The sequence below is a fragment of the Pseudomonas sp. LRP2-20 genome, from assembly GCF_024349685.1.
In the GTDB taxonomy this organism is placed as follows: domain Bacteria; phylum Pseudomonadota; class Gammaproteobacteria; order Pseudomonadales; family Pseudomonadaceae; genus Aquipseudomonas.
Genome location: NZ_AP025944.1, coordinates 130,001 through 142,832 on the forward strand (window position 1 = coordinate 130,001; position 12,832 = coordinate 142,832).

Here is a 12,832-nt window from a genome sequence, read left to right on the forward strand (position 1 = left end):
CTTAGTAGTGGCGAGCGAACGGGGACCAGCCCTTAAGTTGATTTGAGATTAGTGGAACGCTCTGGAAAGTGCGGCCATAGTGGGTGATAGCCCCGTACACGAAAATCTCTTATCAATGAAATCGAGTAGGACGGAGCACGAGAAACTTTGTCTGAACATGGGGGGACCATCCTCCAAGGCTAAATACTACTGACTGACCGATAGTGAACCAGTACCGTGAGGGAAAGGCGAAAAGAACCCCGGAGAGGGGAGTGAAATAGAACCTGAAACCGTATGCGTACAAGCAGTGGGAGCCTACTTGTTAGGTGACTGCGTACCTTTTGTATAATGGGTCAGCGACTTATATTCAGTGGCGAGCTTAACCGAATAGGGGAGGCGTAGCGAAAGCGAGTCTTAATAGGGCGTTTAGTCGCTGGGTATAGACCCGAAACCGGGCGATCTATCCATGGGCAGGTTGAAGGTTAGGTAACACTGACTGGAGGACCGAACCGACTACCGTTGAAAAGTTAGCGGATGACCTGTGGATCGGAGTGAAAGGCTAATCAAGCTCGGAGATAGCTGGTTCTCCTCGAAAGCTATTTAGGTAGCGCCTCATGTATCACTGTAGGGGGTAGAGCACTGTTTCGGCTAGGGGGTCATCCCGACTTACCAAACCGATGCAAACTCCGAATACCTACAAGTGCCGAGCATGGGAGACACACGGCGGGTGCTAACGTCCGTCGTGAAAAGGGAAACAACCCAGACCGTCAGCTAAGGTCCCAAAGTCATGGTTAAGTGGGAAACGATGTGGGAAGGCTTAGACAGCTAGGAGGTTGGCTTAGAAGCAGCCATCCTTTAAAGAAAGCGTAATAGCTCACTAGTCGAGTCGGCCTGCGCGGAAGATGTAACGGGGCTCAAACCATGCACCGAAGCTACGGGTATCACCTTTGGTGATGCGGTAGAGGAGCGTTCTGTAAGCCTGTGAAGGTGAGTTGAGAAGCTTGCTGGAGGTATCAGAAGTGCGAATGCTGACATGAGTAACGACAATGCGAGTGAAAAACTCGCACGCCGAAAGACCAAGGTTTCCTGCGCAACGTTAATCGACGCAGGGTTAGTCGGTCCCTAAGGCGAGGCTGAAAAGCGTAGTCGATGGAAAACAGGTTAATATTCCTGTACTTCCAGTTATTGCGATGGAGGGACGGAGAAGGCTAGGCCAGCTTGGCGTTGGTTGTCCAAGTTTAAGGTGGTAGGCTGAAATCTTAGGCAAATCCGGGATTTCAAGGCCGAGAGCTGATGACGAGTGCTCATTAGAGCGCGAAGTGGTTGATGCCATGCTTCCAAGAAAAGCTCCTAAGCTTCAGATAACTGGGAACCGTACCCCAAACCGACACAGGTGGTTAGGTAGAGAATACCAAGGCGCTTGAGAGAACTCGGGTGAAGGAACTAGGCAAAATGGCACCGTAACTTCGGGAGAAGGTGCGCCGGCGAGGGTGAAGGACTTGCTCCGTAAGCCCATGCCGGTCGAAGATACCAGGCCGCTGCGACTGTTTATTAAAAACACAGCACTCTGCAAACACGAAAGTGGACGTATAGGGTGTGACGCCTGCCCGGTGCCGGAAGGTTAATTGATGGGGTTAGCGCAAGCGAAGCTCTTGATCGAAGCCCCGGTAAACGGCGGCCGTAACTATAACGGTCCTAAGGTAGCGAAATTCCTTGTCGGGTAAGTTCCGACCTGCACGAATGGCGTAACGATGGCGGCGCTGTCTCCACCCGAGACTCAGTGAAATTGAAATCGCTGTGAAGATGCAGTGTATCCGCGGCTAGACGGAAAGACCCCGTGAACCTTTACTATAGCTTTGCACTGGACTTTGAATTTGCTTGTGTAGGATAGGTGGGAGGCTTTGAAGTGGGGACGCCAGTTCTCATGGAGCCATCCTTGAAATACCACCCTGGCAACTTTGAGGTTCTAACTCAGGTCCGTTATCCGGATCGAGGACAGTGTATGGTGGGTAGTTTGACTGGGGCGGTCTCCTCCCAAAGAGTAACGGAGGAGTACGAAGGTGCGCTCAGACCGGTCGGAAATCGGTCGCAGAGTATAAAGGCAAAAGCGCGCTTGACTGCGAGACAAACACGTCGAGCAGGTACGAAAGTAGGTCTTAGTGATCCGGTGGTTCTGTATGGAAGGGCCATCGCTCAACGGATAAAAGGTACTCCGGGGATAACAGGCTGATACCGCCCAAGAGTTCATATCGACGGCGGTGTTTGGCACCTCGATGTCGGCTCATCACATCCTGGGGCTGAAGCCGGTCCCAAGGGTATGGCTGTTCGCCATTTAAAGTGGTACGCGAGCTGGGTTTAGAACGTCGTGAGACAGTTCGGTCCCTATCTGCCGTGGACGTTTGAGATTTGAGAGGGGCTGCTCCTAGTACGAGAGGACCGGAGTGGACGAACCTCTGGTGTTCCGGTTGTCACGCCAGTGGCATTGCCGGGTAGCTATGTTCGGAAGAGATAACCGCTGAAAGCATCTAAGCGGGAAACTTGCCTCAAGATGAGATCTCACTGGGATCTTGAATCCCCTAAAGGGCCGTCGAAGACTACGACGTTGATAGGTTGGGTGTGTAAGCGCTGTGAGGCGTTGAGCTAACCAATACTAATTGCCCGTGAGGCTTGACCATATAACACCCAAGCAATTTGCTGACGCAGATTGCGGTGGTGAAGACGAAACGAACCGAAAGTTCGCAGCAACATCACAAATATCGCATATCCGAATTCGCTGGGCTGTCCAACAGGACATTCTGGCAACAGAATTTCTTGACGACCATAGAGCATTGGAACCACCTGATCCCATCCCGAACTCAGTAGTGAAACGATGCATCGCCGATGGTAGTGTGGGGTTTCCCCATGTGAGAGTAGGTCATCGTCAAGATTCATTTCGCAAAACCCCTATCTGCGCATGCAGGTAGGGGTTTTGTCTTTAAGTAGAAGCTATCGCTTCTCCTGGTAGGCTTAACGCCCACCGGCGGTGGTAAAAAGGTGGTTGACAGCGTTTTTGAATGCTGTATTATTCACCTCCCGCGACGAGAGATCGAAGCGAGTCAAGTGTTTGAAGTTAAACGAGTTTCTCGAAAAAATCTTCAAAATAAACGCTTGACAGGCTCTGAGGAAAGCGTAGAATGCGCGCCTCGGTTGAGACGAAAAGCTCTTAACCAAACGCTCTTTAACAAATCGAATCAAGCAATTCGTGTGGGTGCTTGTGAGTACGGACTGATAGTCACAAAGATTATCAGCATCACAAGTGGCCATGCGAGAAATCACATAGTCATTTGAGATTGCTGAGCCAAGTTTAGGGTTTCTTAAAAACCCAAGCAGTATTGAACTGAAGAGTTTGATCATGGCTCAGATTGAACGCTGGCGGCAGGCCTAACACATGCAAGTCGAGCGGATGACGGGAGCTTGCTCCTTGATTCAGCGGCGGACGGGTGAGTAATGCCTAGGAATCTGCCTGGTAGTGGGGGACAACGTTTCGAAAGGAACGCTAATACCGCATACGTCCTACGGGAGAAAGCAGGGGACCTTCGGGCCTTGCGCTATCAGATGAGCCTAGGTCGGATTAGCTAGTTGGTGGGGTAATGGCTCACCAAGGCGACGATCCGTAACTGGTCTGAGAGGATGATCAGTCACACTGGAACTGAGACACGGTCCAGACTCCTACGGGAGGCAGCAGTGGGGAATATTGGACAATGGGCGAAAGCCTGATCCAGCCATGCCGCGTGTGTGAAGAAGGTCTTCGGATTGTAAAGCACTTTAAGTTGGGAGGAAGGGCAGTAAGCTAATACCTTGCTGTTTTGACGTTACCGACAGAATAAGCACCGGCTAACTCTGTGCCAGCAGCCGCGGTAATACAGAGGGTGCAAGCGTTAATCGGAATTACTGGGCGTAAAGCGCGCGTAGGTGGTTTGTTAAGTTGGATGTGAAAGCCCCGGGCTCAACCTGGGAACTGCATCCAAAACTGGCAAGCTAGAGTACGGTAGAGGGTGGTGGAATTTCCTGTGTAGCGGTGAAATGCGTAGATATAGGAAGGAACACCAGTGGCGAAGGCGACCACCTGGACTGATACTGACACTGAGGTGCGAAAGCGTGGGGAGCAAACAGGATTAGATACCCTGGTAGTCCACGCCGTAAACGATGTCAACTAGCCGTTGGAATCCTTGAGATTTTAGTGGCGCAGCTAACGCATTAAGTTGACCGCCTGGGGAGTACGGCCGCAAGGTTAAAACTCAAATGAATTGACGGGGGCCCGCACAAGCGGTGGAGCATGTGGTTTAATTCGAAGCAACGCGAAGAACCTTACCAGGCCTTGACATGCAGAGAACTTTCCAGAGATGGATTGGTGCCTTCGGGAACTCTGACACAGGTGCTGCATGGCTGTCGTCAGCTCGTGTCGTGAGATGTTGGGTTAAGTCCCGTAACGAGCGCAACCCTTGTCCTTAGTTACCAGCACGTTATGGTGGGCACTCTAAGGAGACTGCCGGTGACAAACCGGAGGAAGGTGGGGATGACGTCAAGTCATCATGGCCCTTACGGCCTGGGCTACACACGTGCTACAATGGTCGGTACAGAGGGTTGCCAAGCCGCGAGGTGGAGCTAATCTCACAAAACCGATCGTAGTCCGGATCGCAGTCTGCAACTCGACTGCGTGAAGTCGGAATCGCTAGTAATCGCGAATCAGAATGTCGCGGTGAATACGTTCCCGGGCCTTGTACACACCGCCCGTCACACCATGGGAGTGGGTTGCACCAGAAGTAGCTAGTCTAACCTTCGGGAGGACGGTTACCACGGTGTGATTCATGACTGGGGTGAAGTCGTAACAAGGTAGCCGTAGGGGAACCTGCGGCTGGATCACCTCCTTAATCGACGACATCAGCCTGCTGATGAGCTCCCACACGAATTGCTTGATTCATTGTAAAAGACGATGCTGTAACGCGACCCTGTTATAGGTCTGTAGCTCAGTTGGTTAGAGCGCACCCCTGATAAGGGTGAGGTCGGCAGTTCAAATCTGCCCAGACCTACCATTACATGGTTCAGCCGTAGAATACGGGGCCATAGCTCAGCTGGGAGAGCGCCTGCCTTGCACGCAGGAGGTCAGCGGTTCGATCCCGCTTGGCTCCACCACTTTCGCGGTACGCAGTCACTGTTCAGAACTTAGAAATGAACATTCAGATCGAATGTTGATTTCTGACTTTTGTCAGATCGTTCTTTAAAAATTCGGATATGTGATAGATATAGACTGAGCACCAGTTTCACTGCTGGTGGATCAGGCTAAGGTAAAATTTGTGAGTTCTGCTCAGCAATGAGCAACATGCGAATTTTCGGCGAATGTCGTCTTCACAGTATAACCAGATTGCTTGGGGTTATATGGTCAAGTGAAGAAGCGCATACGGTGGATGCCTTGGCAGTCAGAGGCGATGAAAGACGTGGTAGCCTGCGATAAGCTTTGGGGAGTCGGCAAACAGACTGTGATCCAGAGATCTCTGAATGGGGGAACCCACTCAGCATAAGCTGAGTATCTTGTACTGAATACATAGGTGCAAGAGGCGAACCAGGGGAACTGAAACATCTAAGTACCCTGAGGAAAAGAAATCAACCGAGATTCCCTTAGTAGTGGCGAGCGAACGGGGACCAGCCCTTAAGTTGATTTGAGATTAGTGGAACGCTCTGGAAAGTGCGGCCATAGTGGGTGATAGCCCCGTACACGAAAATCTCTTATCAATGAAATCGAGTAGGACGGAGCACGAGAAACTTTGTCTGAACATGGGGGGACCATCCTCCAAGGCTAAATACTACTGACTGACCGATAGTGAACCAGTACCGTGAGGGAAAGGCGAAAAGAACCCCGGAGAGGGGAGTGAAATAGAACCTGAAACCGTATGCGTACAAGCAGTGGGAGCCTACTTGTTAGGTGACTGCGTACCTTTTGTATAATGGGTCAGCGACTTATATTCAGTGGCGAGCTTAACCGAATAGGGGAGGCGTAGCGAAAGCGAGTCTTAATAGGGCGTTTAGTCGCTGGGTATAGACCCGAAACCGGGCGATCTATCCATGGGCAGGTTGAAGGTTAGGTAACACTGACTGGAGGACCGAACCGACTACCGTTGAAAAGTTAGCGGATGACCTGTGGATCGGAGTGAAAGGCTAATCAAGCTCGGAGATAGCTGGTTCTCCTCGAAAGCTATTTAGGTAGCGCCTCATGTATCACTGTAGGGGGTAGAGCACTGTTTCGGCTAGGGGGTCATCCCGACTTACCAAACCGATGCAAACTCCGAATACCTACAAGTGCCGAGCATGGGAGACACACGGCGGGTGCTAACGTCCGTCGTGAAAAGGGAAACAACCCAGACCGTCAGCTAAGGTCCCAAAGTCATGGTTAAGTGGGAAACGATGTGGGAAGGCTTAGACAGCTAGGAGGTTGGCTTAGAAGCAGCCATCCTTTAAAGAAAGCGTAATAGCTCACTAGTCGAGTCGGCCTGCGCGGAAGATGTAACGGGGCTCAAACCATGCACCGAAGCTACGGGTATCACCTTAGGGTGATGCGGTAGAGGAGCGTTCTGTAAGCCTGTGAAGGTGAGTTGAGAAGCTTGCTGGAGGTATCAGAAGTGCGAATGCTGACATGAGTAACGACAATGCGAGTGAAAAACTCGCACGCCGAAAGACCAAGGTTTCCTGCGCAACGTTAATCGACGCAGGGTTAGTCGGTCCCTAAGGCGAGGCTGAAAAGCGTAGTCGATGGAAAACAGGTTAATATTCCTGTACTTCCAGTTATTGCGATGGAGGGACGGAGAAGGCTAGGCCAGCTTGGCGTTGGTTGTCCAAGTTTAAGGTGGTAGGCTGAGATCTTAGGCAAATCCGGGATCTCAAGGCCGAGAGCTGATGACGAGTGCTCTTTAGAGCGCGAAGTGGTTGATGCCATGCTTCCAAGAAAAGCTCCTAAGCTTCAGATAACTGGGAACCGTACCCCAAACCGACACAGGTGGTTAGGTAGAGAATACCAAGGCGCTTGAGAGAACTCGGGTGAAGGAACTAGGCAAAATGGCACCGTAACTTCGGGAGAAGGTGCGCCGGCGAGGGTGAAGGACTTGCTCCGTAAGCCCATGCCGGTCGAAGATACCAGGCCGCTGCGACTGTTTATTAAAAACACAGCACTCTGCAAACACGAAAGTGGACGTATAGGGTGTGACGCCTGCCCGGTGCCGGAAGGTTAATTGATGGGGTTAGCGCAAGCGAAGCTCTTGATCGAAGCCCCGGTAAACGGCGGCCGTAACTATAACGGTCCTAAGGTAGCGAAATTCCTTGTCGGGTAAGTTCCGACCTGCACGAATGGCGTAACGATGGCGGCGCTGTCTCCACCCGAGACTCAGTGAAATTGAAATCGCTGTGAAGATGCAGTGTATCCGCGGCTAGACGGAAAGACCCCGTGAACCTTTACTATAGCTTTGCACTGGACTTTGAATTTGCTTGTGTAGGATAGGTGGGAGGCTTTGAAGTGGGGACGCCAGTTCTCATGGAGCCATCCTTGAAATACCACCCTGGCAACTTTGAGGTTCTAACTCAGGTCCGTTATCCGGATCGAGGACAGTGTATGGTGGGTAGTTTGACTGGGGCGGTCTCCTCCCAAAGAGTAACGGAGGAGTACGAAGGTGCGCTCAGACCGGTCGGAAATCGGTCGTAGAGTATAAAGGCAAAAGCGCGCTTGACTGCGAGACAAACACGTCGAGCAGGTACGAAAGTAGGTCTTAGTGATCCGGTGGTTCTGTATGGAAGGGCCATCGCTCAACGGATAAAAGGTACTCCGGGGATAACAGGCTGATACCGCCCAAGAGTTCATATCGACGGCGGTGTTTGGCACCTCGATGTCGGCTCATCACATCCTGGGGCTGAAGCCGGTCCCAAGGGTATGGCTGTTCGCCATTTAAAGTGGTACGCGAGCTGGGTTTAGAACGTCGTGAGACAGTTCGGTCCCTATCTGCCGTGGACGTTTGAGATTTGAGAGGGGCTGCTCCTAGTACGAGAGGACCGGAGTGGACGAACCTCTGGTGTTCCGGTTGTCACGCCAGTGGCATTGCCGGGTAGCTATGTTCGGAAGAGATAACCGCTGAAAGCATCTAAGCGGGAAACTTGCCTCAAGATGAGATCTCACTGGGATCTTGAATCCCCTAAAGGGCCGTCGAAGACTACGACGTTGATAGGTTGGGTGTGTAAGCGCTGTGAGGCGTTGAGCTAACCAATACTAATTGCCCGTGAGGCTTGACCATATAACACCCAAGCAATTTGCTGACGCAGATTGCGGTGGTGAAGACGAAACGAACCGAAAGTTCGCAGTAACATCACAAATATCGCATATCCGGATTCGCTGGGCTGTCCAACAGGACATTCTGGCAACAGAATTTCTTGACGACCATAGAGCATTGGAACCACCTGATCCCATCCCGAACTCAGTAGTGAAACGATGCATCGCCGATGGTAGTGTGGGGTTTCCCCATGTGAGAGTAGGTCATCGTCAAGATTCATTTCGCAAAACCCCTATCTGCGCATGCAGGTAGGGGTTTTGTCTTTAAGTAGGAACTACAGAGATTTTGCGGGTACGTCCTCAGGACGGACCGGCACACAGAATTTCTTGACGACCATAGAGCATTGGAACCACCTGATCCCATCCCGAACTCAGCAGTGAAACGATGCATCGCCGATGGTAGTGTGGGGTTTCCCCATGTGAGAGTAGGTCATCGTCAAGATTCAAACAAAAAGCCCCTGTCTGCGCTGCAGACAGGGGCTTTTTCTTTTCCGGGCTACAAGCAAGTTGCTGTAGCCTTCGTTGGGCGCTAGCGGGCGAGTTGCTTGTCCAGGTAGTTCCTGATCACCCGCGCGCCATTGTTCAGGTGCTGCTCCAGCACTCTGACTGCCTCATCGACCAGTTTGTCAGCCGCCGCATCGACCAGGGCGTTATGGTCATCCTGGGTCAGCTTGCCAAGCCCCATGGACGACAAATGGAAACGCAGGAAGCGCTCTTCCTCGTTCAGCTCATTCTCGATCAGGCGCAGCAGTTTCTGGTTGCTTGCCTTGCCATAGAGCGCCATGTGGAACAGCCGATTGAGACGGCCGATTTCCGCATGGCTGGTTTCGTTCTCCAGTTGCTGGATGTAGCCGCGGGCGCTGGCAATGTCGTTGGCATCGAGCAGCGGGATCGACTGGCGCAACGCTTCGCTCTCCAGGAGCACGCGCAGTTCGTAGGTGTCGACGGCGTCCTCGCCAATCAAGGGTGCGACCACCGCACCCTTATGCATTTCTACCTTCAGCAGTGATTGCGCCTCCAGCTGGCGCAGTGCTTCGCGCACCGGCATACGACTGACGCCGTACAAGTCTGCGATTTCCTGTTGGCGCACGGCGGTGCCGGGTGGCAGCCGACCATCGAGAATGGCGCTGCGCAGGCGCTCTTCGATGACACCACGGGCCATGTGTGCCGGCAGCTGCTCGCTGGCCAGCACGTTACTGAGTTTGATTTTCTCGGCCAAGCGAAGCGTGCCTCGACGACAAGAGTTGGATCCAATAAAGCTAGTGATAGGCAACGGGCCTTGTCAAACCGGCATCCACAGCGGGGCAGGCGCAGCAAGACCACGAATATGGTGGATCAACTTGCCGGGCAAAGGAAGCGGTGCGCCTTGAGGCCTAACAATAAAGTGATAGCAGGCCGACCGCCGGTGACATGATTGCAGGGTGCCATTGTCTTTTAAGCCTCCAAGCCGCACCATCGCCACTTGGAATGACCTGAACAGGGCCTCGCAGTGGCGATTACCTGGCTGCTCAAAACCGCCGTGCGACGTGCTGGCCTTGCCCTGCTGCTGGGTAGCTTGCTGCTGGGCGCGTTGCACGCGGATTGGGATTTTGCCCAGATCAGTCGTAAGGCCCAGGCACTGTACGGTCCGCTCGGCGCAGGCAAGGGGCGTATCGATGCCTGGCAGGACCTGATGGCTACCCAGAGCCAGGGCAGCGAGCTGCAGCGCCTGCAGGTGGTCAACCAGTTCTTCAACCAGCAATTGCGCTATGTCGAGGATATCGATCTGTGGCACGAGGTCGACTACTGGGCCACTCCGATTCAGGCGTTGATCAAAGGGGCCGGCGACTGCGAGGACTACGCCATCGCCAAATACTTCAGCCTGCGCCGCATGGGTATCTCCAGCGAAAAGCTGCGCATTACCTACGTCAAGGCCTTGCGTCAAAACCGCGCGCATATGGTCCTGACCTATTATTCAAGCCCACAGGCGCAGCCACTGGTCCTCGACAGCCTGATGGACGCGATCAAGCCGGCCAGCCAGCGGACAGACCTGCTACCGGTATATGCCTTCAACGGTGAAGGCCTGTGGCTGACCGGCGCTGCAGGCAACAAGAAGGTCGGCGACACCAAGCGCCTGTCCCGCTGGCAGGATTTGTTGAAGAAAATGCAGGCCGAAGGGTTCCCGGCCGAACCGGTTTACTGAAGGAGCACAGATGTCACTGTTCAAACAATTGCTGTTGGCCATTTGCCTGTTCCTGGTGGTCGCGTTCAGCGGCAGCTTCATGGTCAGCCTGGAAAGCTCGCGCAACCAGTACGTCAACCAGTTGCGCTCACATGCCCAGGACGCTGCCACCGCGTTGGCGTTGTCACTGACCCCTAATATCGATGACCCGGCCATGGTAGAGCTGATGGTCAGCTCGATCTTCGACAGCGGTTACTATGCCAGCATCAAGGTCATCGACCTGGGCTCCAACTCCGTGCTGGTGGAGCGCCACGCCGAGCCCGACCCAGGCGGCGTACCTGCCTGGTTCATCCACCTGATCGGCCTGGAAGCAGCTGGCGGTGATGCTATCGTCAGCCGTGGCTGGCAACAGGCCGCGCGGGTCGAGGTGATCAGCCACCCGATGTTTGCCATCGGCAAGCTCTGGCAGAGCGCATTGGGCAGCCTGGGCTGGCTGCTGTTGTGCGGTGCTGCCAGTGCGGGACTGGGCGCATTGCTGCTGCGTCGGCAATTGCGCCCGTTGGATGCGATGGTTGAACAGTCACAGGCCATTGCCCGGCGTGAGTTTCTCAGCCTCCCGGAGCCGCGCACGCCAGAACTGCGCCGGGTCGTGCAGGCAATGAACCAAATGGTCGCAAAGCTCAAGGCGTTGTTCAGCGAGCAGGCCGAGCGCAGTGAGCGGTTGCGAGCTGAGTCTTATCAGGACAGCCTGACCGGGCTGTCGAACCGACGTTACTTCGAGATGCAGCTAAACGCCCGCGTCAGCAATCTGGAAGAGGCCCGTGCCGGTTACCTGCTGTTGCTACGTGTGCAGGGGCTGGCAGGGCTCAATGCGCGTCTCGGCGGGCAGCGCACTGACCAGCTGCTGCAAGCGGTGGGGGAGCAGCTGCGACGCACCTGCGCCACTTTTCCGGAAACCAACAACCTGATCTCCCGCAGCCGTGGCGGTGAGTTTGCCGTCCTGGCACCCGGTATGGTCCATGAAGACGCTGTGCGACTTGCCCAGGCCCTTGAGGCGGCACTGCAGAGCCTGCACGAAACCGGTGCCAGTGATATCTCCCCGGTCGCCTGCATTGGCCTGGCACCCTTCAACCCAGGTGATGCGCCGCAGGCGCTACTCAAACTGGCCGATGAGGCCCTGGCGCGTGCCGAGAATCAGCCGACACCGGGTTGGGTCTGCCTGGAGCAGGGCGCGGCTGGCGTTGCTGGCGACAGTCAGCACGAGTGGCATATGCGCCTGGACGATGCGTTCGTCAAAGGGCGCTTCGAGCTGTTCTTCCAGCCCGTGGTGCAGGCTCAAGCCACTCAACGGGTACTCCACTACAAGGTGATCTCGCGGCTGCTCGACGAGCAGGGCGAGGCTCTACCCGCGGGCCGCTTCCTGCCTTGGCTGGAGCGCTTTGGCTGGATGTCGCGGCTGGACCAGCTGGTACTGGAAAAAGTGCTTGCGCACCTGCGCATTCACGACCAGGTGCTGGCTTTGAACCTTTCCGCCGCGACCCTGGCCGACCCCAAGGCCTTGCAACGGGTCTTTGAATTGCTGAGCCAGAACACGTCGCTAGGGGCGCGGTTGATCTTCGAGATCGGTGAGGAGCAGCTGCCAGAGCAGGCCGTGCTGGAACAGTTGACCCGGCGCCTGCGCGGGTTAGGTTTTGGTCTGGCCTTGCAGCGCTTTGGTGGCCGCTTCAGCATGATCGGCAACCTGGCGCATCTGGGCCTGGCGTATCTGAAGATCGATGGCAGTTACATACGCAACATCGACCAGGAGCAACACAAGCGCCTGTTCATCGAAGCCATCCAGCGAGCAGCGCACAGCATTGACCTGCCCTTGATCGCCGAACGGGTCGAAACCGAAGGCGAGCGGCAGGTGCTGCAGGAAATGGGCATCGAAGGGATCCAGGGCCAGTTGTCTGGTGAGCCTGCGCCCTGGCGCTGACCTCAGATCAAGCCGCCTGCTTCATCATCTTCGATCAGGTTGTTCAGGCTACCCAGCGCCTTGCGCGCCGTCGAGCGGTTGAGCAGCTTGGCTTGGGCTCCGGCAGGCAGGTCGGTGATGCTGATCACCCCCTTGGTGGTCAGCACCTCGATCAGGTCTTCGAGCACGCGAATCATGTCCAGGTCGCTCTGCTTGAGTTGCTTGAGGCTGTTTTCGACGACATCGTCGGCGAACCATTCCTGGATCTCCGCATGGTCGGCGGGCAGCATTTCCGTGTACTCGGCGTAGGGCGCGGCTTCTACCCGCGCCAACTGCCCCTCGTCGTCGCGTTGCACATAGAACATGGCGTCCATCCTCGTCACGTTGAATCCTC

Annotated in this window: 4 protein-coding genes, 2 tRNA genes and 6 rRNA genes (1 of these 12 only partly in view); 10 read left to right on the forward strand and 2 right to left on the reverse strand. The window is 54.7% G+C overall.

Going from position 1 to position 12,832, the window contains the following annotated elements; genetic code table 11:
• The 8 genes from OCX61_RS00615 to rrf (OCX61_RS00650) form a co-directional block, all read left to right on the forward strand.
• Positions 1 to 2,654: ribosomal RNA gene (locus OCX61_RS00615) — 23S ribosomal RNA — on the forward strand (it extends 237 nt beyond the left edge of the window).
• Positions 2,655 to 2,789: 135 nt separating this feature from the next.
• Positions 2,790 to 2,905, forward strand: a 5S ribosomal RNA gene (rrf, locus tag OCX61_RS00620).
• A 447-nt stretch (positions 2,906 to 3,352) separates the two neighbouring features.
• Positions 3,353 to 4,889 (forward strand): 16S ribosomal RNA (locus OCX61_RS00625).
• An 85-nt stretch (positions 4,890 to 4,974) separates the two neighbouring features.
• A tRNA-Ile gene (locus OCX61_RS00630) sits at positions 4,975 to 5,051 on the forward strand.
• Between the two features lie 24 nt (positions 5,052 to 5,075).
• A tRNA-Ala gene (locus OCX61_RS00635) sits at positions 5,076 to 5,151 on the forward strand.
• A gap of 245 nt (positions 5,152 to 5,396) precedes the next feature.
• Positions 5,397 to 8,288 (forward strand): 23S ribosomal RNA (locus OCX61_RS00640).
• Positions 8,289 to 8,423: 135 nt separating this feature from the next.
• Positions 8,424 to 8,539, forward strand: a 5S ribosomal RNA gene (rrf, locus tag OCX61_RS00645).
• A gap of 110 nt (positions 8,540 to 8,649) precedes the next feature.
• A 5S ribosomal RNA gene (gene rrf / locus OCX61_RS00650) occupies positions 8,650 to 8,765 on the forward strand.
• Together the 16S, 23S and 5S rRNA genes with 2 tRNA genes alongside form the textbook arrangement of a ribosomal RNA operon.
• 87 nt (positions 8,766 to 8,852) lie before the next feature.
• Here rrf (OCX61_RS00650) and OCX61_RS00655 read toward each other — a convergent pair.
• Entirely contained in the window at positions 8,853 to 9,542 is a 690-nt protein-coding gene (locus OCX61_RS00655; RefSeq protein ID WP_261942203.1) for a GntR family transcriptional regulator, read from the reverse strand.
• Positions 9,543 to 9,812: 270 nt separating this feature from the next.
• Between OCX61_RS00655 and lapG the strand changes: the two genes are divergently transcribed.
• Positions 9,813 to 10,505: a cysteine protease LapG gene (gene lapG, locus OCX61_RS00660; protein WP_261942204.1), complete on the forward strand. Its 693-nt coding sequence runs from the start codon at positions 9,813 to 9,815 to the stop codon at positions 10,503 to 10,505.
• A gap of 10 nt (positions 10,506 to 10,515) precedes the next feature.
• Positions 10,516 to 12,459, forward strand: coding sequence for a cyclic di-GMP receptor LapD (gene lapD / locus OCX61_RS00665; RefSeq protein ID WP_261942205.1), 1,944 nt, complete (start codon positions 10,516 to 10,518; stop codon positions 12,457 to 12,459).
• A 2-nt stretch (positions 12,460 to 12,461) separates the two neighbouring features.
• Here the strand turns inward: lapD and OCX61_RS00670 are convergent, their stop codons facing one another.
• Positions 12,462 to 12,803 carry a tryptophan synthase subunit beta gene (locus OCX61_RS00670; protein ID WP_261942206.1) on the reverse strand — a complete coding sequence of 114 codons (342 nt, stop codon included), beginning with the start codon at positions 12,801 to 12,803 and terminating at the stop codon, positions 12,462 to 12,464.
• Positions 12,804 to 12,832: the final 29 nt, after the last annotated feature.

Bases quoted from the DNA above. Each gene is read 5' to 3' on its own strand.
- lapD (WP_261942205.1), top strand. From the start codon at position 10,516: ATGTCACTGTTCAAACAATTGCTGTTGGCCATTTGCCTGTTCCTGGTG.
- OCX61_RS00670 (WP_261942206.1), bottom strand. From the start codon at position 12,803: ATGTTCTATGTGCAACGCGACGACGAGGGGCAGTTGGCGCGGGTAGAA.